This window comes from Mycolicibacterium parafortuitum (genome assembly GCF_002086815.1).
GTDB classification, from domain to species: Bacteria; Actinomycetota; Actinomycetes; order Mycobacteriales; family Mycobacteriaceae; genus Mycobacterium; species Mycobacterium parafortuitum.
On the sequence record NZ_MVID01000004.1, the window covers coordinates 222,980 to 239,282 of the forward strand.

14 protein-coding genes are annotated in these 16,303 nt (G+C 68.9%); 8 read left to right on the top strand and 6 right to left on the bottom strand.

The features are described 5' to 3' along the window. The first annotated feature begins 47 nt into the window (after nt 1–47). The 3 genes from BST38_RS07560 (at nt 48) to BST38_RS07570 (ending at nt 3,034) form a co-directional block, all read left to right on the top strand. A complete protein-coding gene (locus tag BST38_RS07560) occupies nt 48–1,781 on the top strand; it encodes an ABC transporter substrate-binding protein/permease (RefSeq protein WP_420872561.1) in 1,734 nt (577 codons plus the stop codon). Next, on the top strand, nt 1,781–2,512 hold the full coding sequence (locus BST38_RS07565) for an amino acid ABC transporter ATP-binding protein (protein ID WP_083142644.1): 732 nt from the start codon (nt 1,781–1,783) through the stop codon (nt 2,510–2,512). The genes BST38_RS07560 and BST38_RS07565 overlap by 1 nt, the downstream gene beginning before the upstream one ends. A gap of 81 nt (nt 2,513–2,593) precedes the next feature. After that, nucleotides 2,594–3,034, top strand: a complete 441-nt coding sequence (locus BST38_RS07570) for a MarR family winged helix-turn-helix transcriptional regulator (RefSeq protein WP_083142645.1) — start codon at nt 2,594–2,596, stop codon at nt 3,032–3,034. 3 nt (nt 3,035–3,037) lie between these two features. Here BST38_RS07570 and ggh read toward each other — a convergent pair whose 3' ends face one another. After that, a complete protein-coding gene (gene ggh, locus BST38_RS07575; RefSeq protein ID WP_083142646.1) occupies nt 3,038–4,378 on the bottom strand; it encodes a glucosylglycerate hydrolase in 1,341 nt (446 codons plus the stop codon). A 56-nt stretch (nt 4,379–4,434) separates the two neighbouring features. Between ggh and BST38_RS07580 the strand changes: the two genes are divergently transcribed. Beyond that, nucleotides 4,435–5,100 carry an SDR family oxidoreductase gene (locus tag BST38_RS07580; protein WP_083142647.1) on the top strand — a complete coding sequence of 222 codons (666 nt, stop codon included), beginning with the start codon at nt 4,435–4,437 and terminating at the stop codon, nt 5,098–5,100. On the opposite strand, the gene ctaD is transcribed toward BST38_RS07580, so the two are convergent. After that, entirely contained in the window at nt 5,097–6,845 is a 1,749-nt protein-coding gene (gene ctaD / locus BST38_RS07585) for an aa3-type cytochrome oxidase subunit I (protein ID WP_083142648.1), read from the bottom strand. The two genes, BST38_RS07580 and ctaD, sit on opposite strands and share 4 nt — an antisense overlap. Before the next feature lie 84 nt (nt 6,846–6,929). After that, the gene (leuS, locus tag BST38_RS07590; protein WP_083142649.1) at nt 6,930–9,785 is read right to left on the bottom strand and encodes a leucine--tRNA ligase; all 2,856 of its coding nucleotides are present in this window, start codon (nt 9,783–9,785) and stop codon (nt 6,930–6,932) included. A 176-nt stretch (nt 9,786–9,961) separates the two neighbouring features. Here leuS and BST38_RS07595 point away from each other — a divergent pair, with 176 nt between their 5' ends. Both BST38_RS07595 and BST38_RS07600 read left to right on the top strand, forming a co-directional pair. Continuing rightward, nucleotides 9,962–10,909: an LpqN/LpqT family lipoprotein gene (locus BST38_RS07595; RefSeq protein ID WP_083142650.1), complete on the top strand. Its 948-nt coding sequence runs from the start codon at nt 9,962–9,964 to the stop codon at nt 10,907–10,909. A 72-nt stretch (nt 10,910–10,981) separates the two neighbouring features. Further along, complete coding sequence (locus BST38_RS07600; protein WP_083142651.1) at nt 10,982–11,356, top strand: hypothetical protein; 375 nt, start codon at nt 10,982–10,984, stop codon at nt 11,354–11,356. Between the two features lie 16 nt (nt 11,357–11,372). On the opposite strand, the gene BST38_RS07605 is transcribed toward BST38_RS07600, so the two are convergent. Next, a complete protein-coding gene (locus BST38_RS07605; RefSeq protein ID WP_083142652.1) occupies nt 11,373–11,987 on the bottom strand; it encodes a YqgE/AlgH family protein in 615 nt (204 codons plus the stop codon). Between the two features lie 134 nt (nt 11,988–12,121). Here BST38_RS07605 and BST38_RS07610 point away from each other — a divergent pair, with 134 nt between their 5' ends. Beyond that, nucleotides 12,122–13,399, top strand: coding sequence for an MFS transporter (locus BST38_RS07610; protein WP_083142772.1), 1,278 nt, complete (start codon nt 12,122–12,124; stop codon nt 13,397–13,399). A 10-nt stretch (nt 13,400–13,409) separates the two neighbouring features. Next, complete coding sequence (locus BST38_RS07615) at nt 13,410–14,183, top strand: TIGR03084 family metal-binding protein (RefSeq protein ID WP_083142653.1); 774 nt, start codon at nt 13,410–13,412, stop codon at nt 14,181–14,183. A gap of 100 nt (nt 14,184–14,283) precedes the next feature. Here the strand turns inward: BST38_RS07615 and BST38_RS07620 are convergent, their stop codons facing one another. Beyond that, nucleotides 14,284–14,787, bottom strand: coding sequence for a pullulanase (locus BST38_RS07620; protein ID WP_083142654.1), 504 nt, complete (start codon nt 14,785–14,787; stop codon nt 14,284–14,286). A 6-nt stretch (nt 14,788–14,793) separates the two neighbouring features. Next, nucleotides 14,794–16,251, bottom strand: coding sequence for a CCA tRNA nucleotidyltransferase (locus tag BST38_RS07625; protein ID WP_083142655.1), 1,458 nt, complete (start codon nt 16,249–16,251; stop codon nt 14,794–14,796). Nucleotides 16,252–16,303 lie beyond the last annotated feature (52 nt).

Below are 16,303 nucleotides of genomic sequence, written 5' to 3' on the forward strand. Positions count from 1 at the left end.
TATCGCCACTGTCCGTGAAGACGTTCGCCCTGGCACTGGTCATCGGGATGATCGCCGCGATGGGCCTGGCCGCGCCGGCCGCCGCGCAGACGGACCAGTGCTCACCGCCCGGTCCCGAGAGCGCCAGCGCGCTGCCGACCAACCTCGCCACCGCGGCCACCGGCCCCGAAGCCGACAGATACACCACCCCGGACGTCCAACCGCTGGACTCCGTCGACGTCACCGCGCTCGGACTGAGCCAGCCGGGAACACTGACGGTCGGCACGCTCTCGGACGCGCCGCCCAGCATCTGCATCGACTCGGCCGGGCAGTTCACCGGATTCGACAACGAGTTGCTGCGCGCGGTCGCCGACAAGCTCGGGTTGCAGATCAACTTCGTCGGCACCGAGTTCTCCGGGCTGCTGGCCCAGGTGGCGGCGCGGCGCTTCGACGTCGGCTCCTCGTCGATCACCACCACCGACGCGCGCCGCCGCACCGTCGGATTCACCAACGGCTACGACTTCGGCTACTTCTCCCTTGTCGTGCCGACGGGCTCACCGATCACCGGCTTCGACAAGCTGGCCGAAGGTCAACGCATCGGTGTCGTGCAGGGCACCGTGCAGGAGGCCTACGTGATCGACACGCTGAAGCTCGAACCGGTGAAGTACCCCGACTACAACACCGTGTACGCGAGCCTGAAGTCCGGTCAGCTCGACGCGTGGGTGGCGCCGTCACAGCAGGCACAGGGCACCGTACAGCCCGGGGATCCCGCCCAGATCATCGAAAACACTTTCAGTCTCGACAATTTCGTCGCGTGGGCGGTGGCGCTGGACAATCAGCCACTGATCGACGCGCTGAACTCCGGGCTCGACGCGATCATCGCCGACGGCACCTGGGCGCGGCTGTACTCCGACTGGGTGCCGCGCGCGTTGCCGCCGGGCTGGAAGCCGGGGTCCAAGGCGGCACCCGACCCGCAACTGCCCGACTTCACCGCACTGGCCGAACGCAACAAGGAAAGTGCTGCCCCGGCCGGTCCCGCCGAACCGAAATCGACACTGTCCCAGCTGCGGGCCGCGTTCCTGGACTGGGATCTGTACAAGCGGGCCATCCCGGACCTGTTCACGACCGGGCTGCCGAACACACTGATCCTGACGGTGTCGGCGAGCATCATCGGCCTGGTGCTCGGCATGGCGCTCGCGGTGGCCGGCATCTCGCGGTCGCGCTGGCTGCGCTGGCCGGCGCGCGTCTACACCGACATCTTCCGCGGCCTGCCCGAAGTGGTGATCATCCTGCTGATCGGCCTGGGCATCGGGCCGGTCGTGGGGCACCTCACCGGCAACAACCCGTACCCGCTCGGCATCGCCGCGCTCGGCTTGATGGCTGCGGCCTACATCGGGGAGATCTTCCGCTCCGGCATCCAGAGCGTCGATCCCGGCCAGTTGGAAGCGTCGCGCGCACTGGGCTTCAGCTATTCGACGTCGATGCGGCTGGTCGTGATCCCGCAGGGCGTCCGCCGGGTGTTGCCCGCGTTGATGAACCAGTTCATCTCGCTGCTGAAGGCGTCGTCGCTGGTGTACTTCCTCGGCCTGATCGCCAATCAGCGGGAGCTGTTCCAGGTCGGCCGTGACCTCAACGCGCAGACCGGAAATCTGTCCCCGCTGGTCGCCGCGGGCCTGTTCTACTTGGCGCTGACGATCCCGCTGACCCACCTGGTGAACTTCATCGACGCCCGGCTGCGCCGCGGCCGACGGCCTGACGAGGAGGATCCGCTGGTGCTCTCGACCTCTCAGGAGATGAACTGATGACCGCCGCAGTGTCGTTGGCCGCCAAGGACATCCATCTGTCCTTCGGGAAGACCAAGGTGCTGCGCGGCGTCGGCCTCGACGTCGCGGCGGGCACCAGCACCGCCGTGATCGGCCCGTCGGGGTCCGGGAAGTCGACGCTACTGCGCACCCTGAACCGGCTCTACGAACCGGACCGCGGCGACATCCTGCTCGACGGCCGCTCGGTGCTCAAGGACGACCCGAACGCGCTGCGGCAGCGAATCGGCATGGTGTTCCAACAGTTCCAGCTGTTTCCGCACAAGACGGTGCTCGACAACGTCACGCTCGGCCCGCGCAAACTCAAGCGGATGGACGCCGAGCAGGCCCGCGAACTCGGGCTGGCGCAACTGGAGCGGGTCGGGCTGCGGCACAAGGCCGAGGTGCGCCCGTCGACACTGTCCGGCGGCCAGCAGCAGCGCGTCGCGATCGCGCGGGCGCTGGCGATGGCGCCGCAGGTGATGTTCTTCGACGAGGCCACCTCGGCGCTCGACCCCGAGTTGGTCAAGGGCGTGCTGGCATTGATCGCCGACCTCGCCGCCGACGGGATGACGATGGTGATGGTCACCCACGAGATGGGCTTCGCCAGGTCGACCGCCGATTCGGTGGTGTTCATGGATCACGGCCAGGTCGTCGAGGCCGGGCCGCCGGACCAGCTCTTCGAGGCCGCCGAGACGGACCGGCTGCGGCGCTTCCTGTCCCAGGTGCTCTAAGGCCGGCCGCTGCAGGTTCAGCGGGATTACCCACCGACAAATCACCCCGACAACGGGGCCACAGGTTAGACTGGCTGAATTATGGTGGCGACGGAAGCGCAGGTCAGCGAGCTGGCAGGGGAACTGCAGCGCGTGCTGTCCAAGGTGTTGTCGGTCATGCGGCACACCGGTCGGACGCCGACCTCCGGTGATCTGACGCTGGCGCAGCTGTCCATCCTGCTCACGCTGATCGACCAGGGTCCGATGCGGATGACCGAGCTCGCGGCCCACGAGAAGGTCCGCACCCCGACCACCACGGTGGCGATCCGCCGGCTGGAGAAGCTGGGCCTGGTCAAACGTGACCGCGACCCGTCCGACCTGCGCGCCGTCCTGGTCGACATCACCCCCGAGGGGTTGTCCCAGCATCAGGAGGCACTGGCCACCCGCCAGGCGCACCTGGCATCTCTGCTCAGCAAGCTCAGCTGCGACGAACTCGACGCGCTGACCAAGGCGCTGGCGCCGCTGGAGCGGATCGCCGAATAGCGTTCAGCCCAGCCAGTCCAACACCGCCGCGGCGGTCCACGACTGTTGCATGCTGCCCAGCGGCGCCCCGGTGAACGGCTCGTAGTACTCGGCGAACGTGCCGTCGCTTGCCTGCCGAAGTCCTTCCCTGCGCAACGTCGCCGAACGTTCGGCCCAGCCGCGCCGCGCGAAGCACCAGGAGAACAGCCACGTCATCACCGGCCACACCGGCCCGCGCCAGTACTCACGCGGCCGGAAGTCCCGCGACACCGGCGACGTCGACGGGATCAGCGCGTAGGCGAGGTCGGGATGCCCGCAGAACCGCGGACCCTCCAGCAGGCGCAGCAGCGCGCGTTCGCGCTCGTGCGGCAACCCGCCGCACAGTAGCGGGGCGAACTGCGCCACCGTCTCGGTGACGATCCACTTCTCCGCACGCAGGTCGTAATCCTTTGCCGCACCGGTTCTTTCGTCCGTCGTCTCGACCACCCCGGCGCGGAAGCGGTCGGCCCACGCATACAGGTCCCTGACGTCGGACCGGGGGCGCTTGTGATCCTCCCCGATCTCGGCGAGCACCTGACAGGCCACCGAGAGGATCGCCGAGACGAAGACGTCCTCAACCGCGAAACTGACTGTCTTGGAGAGCAGTTCGTCGTCGTATCGAGCTGCCTTCATCTCCTCCAGCAGCCACAGGTAGCGGTCGTACTCCAGGTCCGACGGCCGCTGGGTCGCGTCGGTGTTGATCTTGTTGTCCTCACGCTGATACTCGGGGACGTCGCCGGGAATCACGTTGGCGTAGGCGCTGTCCCAGCGTGGTGAGTTGTCCATGCCCGATTCCCAGCCGTGGTACAGGGTGACCCGGCCGCGAGCGTCCGGGTCCCGGCACTCGGCCAGCCACCGGTGCCACCGCACCAGATCGTTCCAGCGCCGGTCCAGGAACGCCTCGGCCACGGCGCGCGTCGAGCGGCCGCGGGTTCGGGCGTGGTCGAGGATGCGCTGCACCGCGATCGCGTGCACGGGCGGCTGGGTGATGCCCGACGTATGCCGGTTGCGCGGCGCATCCGCGGACAGCGCCGAACACGCCCAGCGGGCCGGCCCCGGAAAGTAGCCGTCGACGCCGTTGGCGAACACGATGTGCGGGATCATGCCGTTGCGCCACTGCGCCGACAGCAGCGTGTCCAGCTCCACCACCGCCCGTTCCACCGACAGCGGGGCGAGGCCGATCGCGACGAACGCGGCGTCCCAGCTCCACATGTGCGGGTACAGCAGCGGGGCCGCCGTCGTCATGGTGCCGAGGTCGTTACCGCGCAACAGATAGGCGGCGCGGGCCGCCAGCTGGGTGGGGGTGAAGCTCGGATCGTGGGGCATTGTTCCCTTATGATGCGACGACTTTGCGCTCAGTGCAGGTCGGTAGGGTCTCAGGTGTGCCGACCGCGATGATCACCGGGGCCTCCGGAGGGCTGGGTTCGGCCCTGGCCGACGCGCTGGCCCCCACCCACACGCTGTTTCTGGCAGGCCGGCCGTCGCGGCGCCTCGACGAGGTCGCCGAGCGGCTCGGGGCGACCACCTGGCCGCTCGACCTGGCCGATCCCGATTCGATCCCCGCCGTCGTCGAACCGATCGTCGAGCTCGACGTGCTGATCCACAACGCCGGTGTGGCCTACCCCGGCCGCGTCGCGGAGTCCAGCGTCGACGAATGGCGCGCGACGATGTCGGTGAATCTGATCGGGGTGGTGGCGCTGACCCTGGAGCTGCTGCCCGCGCTGCGCGCCGCGGGCGGGCACGTGGTGTTCATCAACTCCGGCGCCGGGATCAACGCCTCCCCCGGCCTCGCGTCGTACACGGCGAGCAAGTTCGCGCTGCGCGGCTTCGCCGACTCCCTGCGCGCCGACGAGCCGTCCCTGCGGGTCACCTCCGTACACCCGGGCCGCATCGCGACCGCGATGCAGGAGGACCTCATCGCCTACGAGGGCCGCCCGTACGACCCGGACCAGTTCCTGAGCCCCCAGACCGTCGCTCAGCTGACCGTCGACGCGATCAACGCCCCGCGCGACGCGCACGTCCACGAAGTGATCATCCGGCCGCGCTAGGAGCGGTCGGGCTCGGTCCGCGGCCCGAAACCCTCCGGGGACTCCCCGGCCGTCGCGTGCTTGCCGACGTGCGCCTCGGAACGCATCCGCTCGATCATGTGCGGGTAGTGCAGCTCGAAGGCCGGTCGCTCGGAACGGATCCGGGGCAGTTCGGTGAAGTTGTGGCGCGGCGGCGGGCAGCTGGTGGCCCACTCCAGGGAGTTGCCGTAGCCCCACGGGTCGTCGACGGTGACGACCTCGCCGTAGCGCCAGCTCTTGAACACGTTCCACAGGAACGGCAGCGTCGACAGGCCGAGGATGAACGCGCCGATCGTGGACACGATGTTCAGCGTGGTGAATCCGTCGGAGGGCAGGTAGTCGGCGTAGCGACGCGGCATGCCCTCGTCACCGAGCCAGTGCTGCACCAGGAACGTGACGTGAAAACCGATGAACGTCAGCCAGAAGTGCAGCTTGCCGAGGCGCTCGTCGAGCAGCCGTCCGGTCATCTTCGGGAACCAGAAGTAGATGCCGGCGTAGGTCGCGAACACGATGGTGCCGAACAGCACGTAGTGGAAGTGCGCGATCACGAAATAGCTGTCGGTGACATGGAAGTCCAGCGGCGGACTGGCCAGGATCACCCCCGACAGACCACCGAGCAGGAACGTCGCGATGAAGCCGACCGAGAACAACATCGGCGTCTCGAACGTCAACCGGCCCTTCCACATCGTGCCGATCCAGTTGAAGAACTTGATACCGGTCGGCACCGCGATCAGGTAGGTGCTGAACGCGAAGAACGGCAGCAGCACCGCACCGGTGGCGAACATGTGGTGCGCCCACACCACCACCGACAGTGCCGCGATACCCAGCGTCGCGTAGATCAGCGTGGTGTAGCCGAAGATCGGCTTGCGGCTGAACACCGGGAAGATCTCGGTCACGATGCCGAAGAACGGCAGCGCCACGATGTACACCTCGGGGTGGCCGAAGAACCAGAACAGGTGCTGCCACAGGATCGCGCCGCCGTTGGCGGGGTCGTAGACATGGGCGCCGAGATGGCGGTCCGCGGCCAGCGCGAACAACGCCGCGGTCAGGATCGGGAAGGCCATCAGCACCAGGATCGAGGTCACCAGGATGTTCCAGGTGAAGATCGGCATCCGGAACATCGTCATGCCGGGGGCGCGCATACACACCACGGTGGTGATCATGTTGACGCCGCCGAGAATGGTGCCCAGACCGCCGACCGCCAGACCCATGATCCACAGGTCCCCGCCGGGGCCCGGGGAGTGGATCGCATCGGTCAGCGGCGAGTACGCCGTCCACCCGAAGTCCGCGGCGCCGCCGGGCACGATGAACCCGGCCATCGCGATCAGACCGCCGAACAGGAACAGCCAGAACGAGAACGCGTTCAACCGCGGGAAGGCGACGTCGGGCGCGCCGATCTGCAGCGGCAGCACCAGGTTCGCGAAACCGAACACGATCGGGGTGGCGTAGAACAGCAGCATCACCGTGCCGTGCATGGTGAACAGCTGGTTGTACTGCTCGTTGGACAGGAACTGCAGTCCGGGCGAGGCGAGTTCGGTGCGGATCAACAGCGCCATCAACCCGCCCACCAGGAAGAAGGCGAAGCAGGTGACGATGTACATGATCCCGATCAGCTTGTGATCGGTGGTGGTGATCAGTTTGTAGAGCAGATTGCCCTTCGGGCCGAGGCGCGCGGGAAACGGTCGTCTCGGCTCGAGAGTCAGCAGGTTCGGTGCCTCGACAGCCATGCGTGCTCCTAAGCCTCCGGCAGCGGTCACGACCGCGGCCGGGTACCCGTAAAGCTACGCCCTACTCTTGTCGCCCGAAAGGGTTCAGACCACCACGTTGACCAGCCGGCCGGGCACCACGATGACCTTCTTCGGGGCCTTGCCGTCGAGGAACGCGACGACCTTCTCGTCGGCCAGCGCGACCGCCTCGACCGCGTCGGCGGCCGCGTCCGCGGGCACCGTGACCCGGCCGCGGACCTTGCCGTTGACCTGGACCGGGTACTCGACGGTGTCTTCGACGAGGTAGCGCTCGTCGGCCACCGGGAACGGTCCGTGCGCCAGCGAAGAGTCGTGGCCCAGCCGTTTCCACAGTTCCTCGGCCAGGTGCGGGGCCAGCGGAGCCAGCATCAGCACCAGGGGTTCCAGCGCTGCCCGCGCCGTCACCGACTGCTTGGTCAGGTGGTTGGTGTACTCGATGAGCTTGGCCGCGGCGGTGTTGTTGCGCAGCGCCGCGTAATCCTCCGCCGTCCCGGCGATGGTGCGGTGCAGCAACCGCAACGTGTCGTCGTCGAGCGCATCGTCCGTCGCGATCGTCTCCCCCGAGTCCTCGCTGACCACCAGCCGCCACACCCGCTGCAGGAACCGGTACGCGCCGACGACGTCCTTGGTGGCCCATGGCCGGGACGCCTCCAGCGGACCCATCGACATCTCGTAGACGCGCAGCGTGTCCGCGCCGTAGTTGTCGCAGATCTCGTCCGGCGACACCGAGTTCTTCAGACTCTTGCCGATCTTGCCGAACTCCTGGTTGACCTCGATCTCCCCGTCGGGGCCGGTCCAGTAGAACTTGCGGTCACGCTCGGTCACCTCTGCGGCGGGCACGTAGGCACCGCGGGAGTCCGTGTACGCGAAAGCCTGGATGTAGCCTTGGTTCACCAGCCGGCGATACGGCTCGCGCGAGCTGACATGGCCCAGGTCGTAGAGCACCTTGTGCCAGAACCGCGAGTACAGCAGGTGAAGCACCGCGTGCTCGACACCGCCCACGTACAGGTCGACGCCGCCCGGGTCGTCGGGCCCGTGCTCGGCGGGCCGGGGACCCATCCAGTACGCCTCGTTCTCCTTGGCGCACATCGCCTCTGTGTTGGTCGGGTCGGTGTAGCGCAGTTCGTACCAGGAGCTGCCCGCCCATTGCGGCATCACGTTGGTGTCGCGCGTGTACTGCTTGGGACCGTCGCCGAGATCGAGCTCGACGGTGACCCAGTCGGTCACCTTCGCCAGCGGCGGTGACGGCTCGCTGTCGGCGTCGTTCGGGTCGAACGACACCGGCGAGTAGTCCGGCACGTCGGGCAGTTCGACCGGCAGCATGTGCTCAGGCAGGCCGTGGGCGCGGCCGTCGCTGTCGTAGACGACGGGGAACGGCTCACCCCAGTATCTCTGCCGCGCGAAAAGCCAGTCCCGCAGCTTGTATTCGACGCGCTCGCGGCCCCGCCCGTCGGCGGTCAGCCGCTCGGTCATCGCCTGCTTCGCCGACGTGACGTCCATCCCGTCCAGGAAGCCGGAGTTCACCATCACACCGTCACCGGTGTACGCCTCCACCGACACGTCCCCGCCGCTGACCACCTCGACGATCGGCAACCCGAACGCGGTGGCGAAATCCCAGTCGCGCTGATCACCGCCGGGCACCGCCATGATCGCGCCGGTGCCGTAACCGGCCAGCACGTAGTCGGCGATGAACACCGGAACCTGTTGCCCGTTGGCGGGATTCGTCGCATAGGAGCCCAGGAACACACCGGTCTTGGACTTGTTCTCCTGCCGCTCCAGATCGGACTTGGCCGCGATCGACGCCCGGTAGGCCGCGACCGCCTCGACCGGGGTGGCCGCCCCGAACGTCCACCGCTCGTCGGTGCCCTCGGGCCAGGCCTGCGCGACCAACCGGTCCACCAGGTCGTGCTCGGGTGCCAGCACCATGTACGTCGCCCCGAACAACGTGTCGGGGCGGGTGGTGAACACCTCGATATCGCCTGCGTCGGTGCCGAATTGGACAGAGGCGCCCGTCGAACGCCCGATCCAGTTGCGCTGCATCGTCTTGACCTTGTCCGGCCAGTCCAGCAGCTCCAGGTCGTCCAGCAACCGGTCGGAGTACGCGGTGATCCGCATCATCCACTGCCGCAAGCGCTTTCTGAACACCGGGAAGTTGCCGCGCTCGCTGCGGCCGTCGGCGGTGACCTCCTCGTTGGCCAGCACCGTGCCCAGCCCGGGGCACCAGTTGACCACCGAATCGGCAAGGTAGACCAGCCGATGCGAGTCGACGACGTCGGCGCGTGCGCCCGCGTCGAGGTCCGCCCATTCGCGCCCGTCGCCGACCTCACGCGTACCGGCCTCGAACTCGGCGATCAGCTCCGAGATCGGGCGGGCCTTGTTCTGCTCCGGGTCGAACCACGCATTGAAGATCTGCAGGAAGATCCATTGCGTCCACTTGTAGAAGTCGACGTCGGTGGTGGAGAAGCTGCGCCGTGAGTCGTGGCCGAGCCCCAGCCGGCCGAGCTGGCGGCGGAAGTTGACGATGTTGGCCTCGGTGCGCGTGCGCGGGTGCGTGCCGGTCTGGATCGCGTACTGCTCGGCGGGCAGGCCGAACGCGTCGAACCCCAACGCGTGCAACACATTACGACCGGCCATCCGGTAGTAGCGGGCGTATACATCAGTCGCGATGTAGCCGAGCGGGTGCCCGACGTGCAGACCCTCGCCCGACGGGTACGGGAACATGTCCTGGACGAACATCTTGTCCGCGGGCACCTGGCCGCCGTCGGCCGGCGCGAGCGCCCCCACCGGGTTGTCGACATGGAAGGTGCCGTCCTGCGCCCACTGCTGCTGCCACGCGCGCTCGATCTCACCGGCGAGCTCCGCGGTGTAGCGGAACCGGGGAGTGTCGTCGGCCACAGCGGATCGATTCGGCGTTTCAGTCACCCCACCAGGGTATAAGCACCTGCTTCTCCGATTTCCCGGCCACGGGTTGGTCTCGGTTCCGTTGCGGATGCATCAGGGGTTGATTCCAGGTCGATACCGGCGCTGGTGGGTCCGTGCGGGGCGTGGATACATTCGTCGCCTGACAGCCCCTCGGACCGGGAAGGACAGCACCGACAATGAGCGAAAACGCCCGTCGCTGGCGGACTCTGGCAGGGGGGATCGGCGCATTGGCCGCCGGTGTCACCGGTGTGCTGGGTGTCACGTCGACGGCTTCCGCTCAGCCCGTGTCACCCCAGCCCGCGCTACCCGCACCGGCCACGGTGACCCAGACAGTCACCGTCACCCCGAACGCCGCGGCCCCCGCGCTGCAGGCCCCGGTCGCCGCCCCCACAGGCGCACCCGCCGCCGCGGTCGCGGTACCCGCGGCGGCCAGCGCCGCCCCCGTGGTGCCGCCGCGCCCGGTGACCACCATCGTGCCCGCGACCTCGGGCACCCTCGCCGAGTTCTTCGCGGCCAAGGGCGTCGCGATGGAACCGCAGAGCGCCACCGACTTCAGGGCGCTGAACATCGTGTTGCCGAAGCCGCGGGGCTGGGAACACATCCCCGACCCGAACGTGCCCGACGCGTTCGCCGTGCTGGCCGACCGTGTCGGCGGCAACGGGCTGTACTCGTCGAACGCGCAGGTGAAGGTCTACAAGCTGGTCGGCGAGTTCGACCCGAAGGAAGCCATCAGCCACGGCTTCGTCGACAGCCAGAAGCTGCCCGCGTGGCGCTCCACCGACGCGTCGATGGCCGACTTCGGCGGGATGCCGTCGGCGCTGATCGAGGGCACCTACCGCGAGAACACCCTGACGCTGAACACCTCGCGGCGCCACGTCATCGCGACCGCCGGAGCCGACCGGTACCTGGTGTCGCTGGCGGTGACCACCAGTGTCGACCAGGTGGTCGCGGCCGCCGACGCCACCGATGCGATCGTCAACGGCTTCAAGGTCGGCATCCCCGGCCCAGCACCGGTGATGCCGCTTCCCGGCACCCCCGCGCTGCCGCTACCTGCGGCCGCACCCCAAGCTCCCAGCGTTCCGGCAGCGGCTCCCCCGCCACAGCTGCTGGGATTGCAGGGATAACAACGTCGTCCCCCGGGCGAAGCCTGGCGCCCGGGGGACGGCGGCCCTGCCCGGACCCCGTAAACTCGCCTCATGCTGGTCGCCGCGATTCTCTGTCTGTGCGCGGCCGTCGCGACCGCTGCTTCCGGAATCTGGTCGCTGCGCCGCCGCCCCTCCACCGATTTCGTTCAGCAGGTGCTGCGCGCGCTCGCGCCCACCCAGCTCGCCGCCGCCGCGATGCTCGCGGTCGGTGGGGCCGTCGCACTGGCGGCGCGGGAATCGACCCAGAGCCAGCTCGCCGCCGTCATCCTCGGCGTGTGCGTCCTCGGCGCGATCGGCACCGTGGCCGCCGGCTGCTGGCAGAACGCCAAGGTGGTCACGCTGCAGAACGCGCGCCAAGCCGCCGCGAAGAGCACCGGCGGATGCGGGAGTGCGTGCGGGTCGTGCACGCTGACGTGCGGTAGCTAGTCGTACTGGTCGGGGTCTAGTTCCGGCTCAGGTCGATCGGATGGGTCGCCAGCAGCGACAGCGGCATCGGCTGGCGGCGCAGGATCCGGCCCCACAGATCGACCCGCGGCTCTACCAGAACGTCAGAAGGTAACGCGGACAACACGATCCAGTCGTCACGCTCGATCTCACCTTCGAGCTGTCCGATGGTCCAGCCCGAATAGCCCGCGAAGATCCGGACTCCCTGAAGCATCGGGGCCAACGAATCCGGGTCGGCGTCCAGATCGACCATCACCACCCGGCCCTGCACGTGGCGCAGGCCTGCCACCCCGGACGGATCGGCGCCCTCGCGCAGGGTTCCCAGGCACAGCGCCGAATCGCGTTTCACCGGCCCGCCGATGAACATCGTCTTCGGTTTGGCCGCCAGCTTCGCCCACTGCGGCAGCACGTTATAGACCGGCGTCTCGCTCGGCCGGTTCAGCACCACCCCGAGGGTGCCGCCGTCGTTGTGCTCGACGACGTAGATGACGCTGCGCCGGAAGGTCGGCTCCAGCAGGTCGGTGTCGGCCAGCAGCAACGTCCCCGCGCGGACCCGGGGCGCGATCGGTGCGGCCCTGTCCTGGTACTCCTCCGGATCGTCGGGCTGGCCCATTCATCCATCATGTCACCACCCTTGGCAGATCGTGGCGAACGAGCACAGCCCGGCCCGATATTTGTACTGTGGGTCGGGTTCTCCCCCGAAACATCCGACCCCGACCCGGCTCCCCGCCCCAGGACGTGACCTTCGTGCCAGACGACGCAACCCGGACGTCATGGCGTGCGGTGCGGGCGCTGCCCGACTTCCGCAGACTGCTGGAACTGCGGGCAGTCAGCCAGTTCGCCGAGGGACTGTTCCAGGCGGGCATTGCCGGCGCGCTGCTGTTCAACCCGGAACGCGAGGCCGATCCGTGGGCCATCGCCGGTGCGTTCGCCGCGCTGTTCCTGCCCTACTCGCTGCTCGGCCCGTTCGCCGGTGCGCTGCTGGACCGCTGGGACCGCCGACTGGTGCTCATCGGCGCCAACACCGGGCGGGTGGCGGTGATCCTGGTGGTCGGGGCGCTGCTGGCAGCCGGGGCCGGCGACATCCCGATCCTGTTGAGCGCGTTGGTCGCCAACGGTTTCACCCGGTTCGTGTCCGCCGGCCTGTCGGCGGCGCTGCCGCACGTCGTGCCGCGCGATCAGGTGATCGCGATGAACTCGGTGGCAACGCTGACCAGCTCGATCGGCGCGTTCACGGGCGCGATCTTCATGCTGCTGCCGCGCTGGCTGTTCGGCGCAGGCGATTCGGGATCTTCGATCACGATTCTGATGGTCGCGGTTCCGGTCGCGGGCGCACTGTGGCTGTCAATGCGGTTCCCGCCCCGGCTCCTCGGCCCCGACCCCTCCGCGGCCGCGGTGCACGGGTCGGTCGTCTACGCCGTCGCGACAGGATGGCTGCACGGAGCGCGCACCGTGATCGCCGTCCCGGCGGTGGCCTCGACACTGGCCGGGCTCGCATCGCACCGGATGGTGTTCGGGATCAACACACTGCTGATGCTGGTGATGGTCCGCCACGTCGAGGATGCGACGGTCGCCGGGTTCGGCATCACGGTGCTGTTCGTGATGGCCGGCGGCACCGGACAGTTCCTCGCGACCATCGCCACGCCCGCGCTGATCAGGAAGTGGGGCCGATACGCGACGCCGAACGGCGCGCTGCTGCTGGCGGCCTGCGTGCAATTGTGCGGCGCCACACTGCAACTGCCGGTGATGATCGTCTGCGGCCTGGTGCTCGGCGCGGCCGGTCAGGTGGTCAAGCTGTGCGTCGACTCGGCGATGCAGATCGATGTCGCCGACGCGCTGCGCGGCCACCTGTTCGCGGTGCAGGACGCGCTGTTCTGGATGGCGTTCATCGCTGCGATCTCCTGCGCAGCCGCGGTGATCCCCGCCGACGGCCGTTCCCCCGGCCTGGCGGTGGCCGGCTCGGTGCTTTATCTGGTGGGCCTGGCGATCCACGCGACGGTAGGACGGCGCGCGCGACGCGGCTAGGGTGAGCCGCATGGCCACAGCCGCCTCATTGGTCGCCGAACTGCGGGCCGAAAGCGACGAGCTCGACACGCTGGTCGCGGGCCTGGAACCCGGCCGGTGGGCGGCCGACACCCCGGCGGCGGGCTGGACCATCGCCCATCAGATCGCCCACCTGCTGTGGACCGATCGCGTCGCGATGCTGGCCGTGACCGATGAGGCGGCCTTCGCGGCCGTCGTCGCGGACTCGGCGCACAACCCGCACTTCGTCGACGACGGCGCCGCGCAACTGGCAGCCACACCGCCTGCGGTGTTGCTGGCCGACTGGCGCGAAGCACGCACCGCGCTGCACGACGAACTCGTCGCCGTCGCCGACGGCCGCAAACTGCCCTGGTTCGGTCCGCCGATGAGCGCCGCGTCGATGGCGACCGCGCGGCTGATGGAGACCTGGGCGCACGGGCTCGACGTCGCCGACGCCCTCGGGGTGACCCGGGCGCCGACGTCACGGCTGCGCTCGGTCGCGCACATCGGGGTCCGCACCCGTGATTTCGCATTCTCGGTGCACGGGCTGACCCCGCCCGCGGAACCGTTCCACGTGAAACTGAGTGCACCGGACGGCGCCAGCTGGGAGTGGGGTCCGCCCGATGCGGCGCAGCGGGTGACCGGAACGGCCGAGCACTTCTGCATGCTCGTCACCCAGCGGCGGCCACGTGGCGCGCTGGACGTCGTCGCGACCGGAGCCGATGCCGAGCGGTGGCTGACGATCGCGCAGGCGTTCGCCGGGCCGCCGGGTACCGGCCGCGATTAGGTTCACGCGCGCTCGCCGCTGACGAATGCGCGCTGTCGTCCGGAATCGGCGGCGCGTCGGCGTGCAGACATGCGCGCTCGCGGGGCGACGGGACCGCCGGTCACCGCAGGGTTTCGGCGCTGTCGGCGGCGCCGTCACCGTCGGAGTCGACGAGCCGGACGTCCCAGCTGCCGTCGCCGTCGGTGTCCGCCCAGGCCTGGCCGGTGCCGAAAGCCCGGTCGGCCAGACCGTCACCGTCGGCGTCGGCCAACCGTTCCGGGGCGCCGTCGCCGTCGATGTCCACGGGTTGCGCCGACGCGGGCTGCTCGACACCGTCGAGACCGAACCAGCGCAGCGCGCCGCCGATCCGATCCGCCCCGACCGACCAGGTGCCGGTGCCGTCGTCGGTGAAATAGGCCTCCCGCGCCCCGTCGCCGTCAAGGTCCAGCGCCGCATGATCGGCCGTCCCGTCGCCGTCCAGATCGGTCAGCGCGTCGTCGGCCAACCCGTCGTCGTCGAGGTCGATGCCGAGCGCGTCGAACACCCCGTCGCCGTCCAGATCGGTGTCGAGGCCGGCGCTCCACATCGTGGCCGAACCGTCCGGATCACCCAGGCAATACTCCACATCTGTTCAGACGCGCGGCTCGCCCTGCTGGTTCCACCATGTCAACAGTTCCTGCACCGCCTCGTCGTGATCGAGCGGCCCGCGGTCCATCCGCAGCTCCTTGAGATAGCTCCACGCCTTGCCGACCTGCGGTCCCGGCGGGATCCCGAGGATCGACATGATCTCGTTGCCGTCGATGTCGGGGCGCACCCGCGCCAGGTCTTCCTTCTCGGCCAGTTCCGCGATGCGCCGCTCGAGGTCGTCGTAGTTGGCCTGCAGCCGCGCCGCGCGGCGCTTGTTGCGGGTCGTGCAGTCCGCGCGCACCAGCTTGTGCAGCCGGCTCAGCAGCGGCCCGGCGTCGGTGACGTAGCGCCGCACCGCCGAGTCCGTCCACCGGCCGTCGCCGTAGCCGTGGAACCGCAGGTGCAGATACACCAGCTGGGACACGTCGGTGATCATCTGCTTCGAGTACTTGAGCTCACGCATCCGCTTGCGCGCCATCTTCGCCCCGACCACCTCGTGGTGGTGGAAGCTCACCCCGCCGTCGGATTCGTGTCTGCGGGTCGCGGGCTTGCCGATGTCGTGCAGCAGCGCCGCCCAGCGCAACACCAGGTCGGGCCCGTCTTCTTCGAGGTCGATGGCCTGTCTGAGCACGGTCAGCGAATGCTGGTAGACGTCCTTGTGCTGGTGGTGCTCGTCGATCGCCATCCGCATCGCACCGATCTCGGGCAGCACCACGTCACCCAGGCCGGTCTCGACCATCAGGTCCAGCCCGGCCACCGGGTCCTGCCCGAGCAGCAGCTTGTCCAGCTCCGCGGCGACCCGTTCGGCGGTGATCCGCGCCAGCTGCGGGGCCATCTCCTGCAGCGCGGTTCGCACCCGCGGCGCGACGGTGAACCCGAGCTGCGAGACGAACCTCGCCGCGCGCAGCATCCGCAGCGGGTCGTCGCCGAACGACACCTCCGGGGCGGCGGGGGTGTCGAGCACGCCGTCGCGAAGCGCGGACAGCCCGTCGAGTGGGTCCAGGAATTCGGTCGGTCCGTCGGCGGTGACCCGCACCGCCATCGCGTTCACGGTGAAATCTCGGCGCACCAGATCGTCGGCCAGGTTGTCGCCGAACCGGACCTCCGGATTGCGCGACACCTGGTCATAGGAGTCGGCCCGGAAGGTGGTGATCTCCAGCCGGTCGGCGCCCTTGGCGACGCCGAGCGTGCCGAACTCGATGCCGGTGTCCCACAGCGCGTCACCCCAACCGCGCAGGAATCGCTGCATCTGGTCGGGGCGGGCGTCGGTGGTGAAGTCCAGGTCGTTGGTGTCCGGATTGAAGCGGCCCAGCAGCGCGTCGCGGACCGGACCGCCCACCAGGTACAGCTCGTGTCCGTGGTCGGCGAACACCCGGCCGAGACCACGCAGCACTTCGCCGCGGCGGTTCAGCGCGACTTGCGCTGTCGCCAGGCGTTCGGCATCGGAGATGGGGTCGGGCACGTCCGGTGAGCCTACTGGTCCTGGCGAGCCCACTGGTCACAGCCATGTCACC

Bases quoted from the DNA above. Each gene is read 5' to 3' on its own strand.
- BST38_RS07560 (WP_420872561.1), top strand. From the start codon at position 48: ATGATCGCCGCGATGGGCCTGGCCGCGCCGGCCGCCGCGCAGACGGAC.
- BST38_RS07565 (WP_083142644.1), top strand. From the start codon at position 1,781: ATGACCGCCGCAGTGTCGTTGGCCGCCAAGGACATCCATCTGTCCTTC.
- BST38_RS07570 (WP_083142645.1), top strand. From the start codon at position 2,594: ATGGTGGCGACGGAAGCGCAGGTCAGCGAGCTGGCAGGGGAACTGCAG.
- ggh (WP_083142646.1), bottom strand. From the start codon at position 4,378: ATGCCCCACGATCCGAGCTTCACCCCCACCCAGCTGGCGGCCCGCGCC.
- ctaD (WP_083142648.1), bottom strand. From the start codon at position 6,845: ATGGCTGTCGAGGCACCGAACCTGCTGACTCTCGAGCCGAGACGACCG.
- BST38_RS07595 (WP_083142650.1), top strand. From the start codon at position 9,962: ATGAGCGAAAACGCCCGTCGCTGGCGGACTCTGGCAGGGGGGATCGGC.
- BST38_RS07600 (WP_083142651.1), top strand. From the start codon at position 10,982: ATGCTGGTCGCCGCGATTCTCTGTCTGTGCGCGGCCGTCGCGACCGCT.
- BST38_RS07605 (WP_083142652.1), bottom strand. From the start codon at position 11,987: ATGGGCCAGCCCGACGATCCGGAGGAGTACCAGGACAGGGCCGCACCG.
- BST38_RS07615 (WP_083142653.1), top strand. From the start codon at position 13,410: ATGGCCACAGCCGCCTCATTGGTCGCCGAACTGCGGGCCGAAAGCGAC.